This is a genomic window from Belnapia sp. AC561 (assembly GCF_979252845.1).
In genome coordinates, this window is record NZ_CEEDBP010000464.1 from 1 (window position 1) to 239 (window position 239).

Annotated in this window: 1 protein-coding gene; it reads right to left on the bottom strand. The window is 65.7% G+C overall.

Annotation, left to right across the window (positions count from 1 at the left end; genetic code table 11):
- Positions 1–46: 46 nt before the first annotated feature.
- Positions 47–239, bottom strand: a 193-nt coding sequence (locus AC0IW9_RS31860; protein WP_471652279.1) for a hypothetical protein, incomplete at its 5' end; no start/stop codon positions are given.

A 239-nucleotide genomic window follows, 5' to 3' on the forward strand; every position in this document is an offset into this window, starting at 1 on the left:
CGATCGGGCCGATGGTATGGAAGAAGATCGCCCCGCTCATCAGCCCCTACGCCAGGGCCGCGCCGAAAATGCGGCTGCGGGGGATGAGAACGAGGAGGGCGGCGATGATCTCCAGGATGGCGACGGTCAGGCGGATCGGCTTCTCATGCGCTGGGATGCCGAACCAGGTGGCCAGCGGCTGGAAGACGCCGTCTATGGAGCCCTGGTGGCCGGTGAGCTTGTACTGCTCGTACCACAGG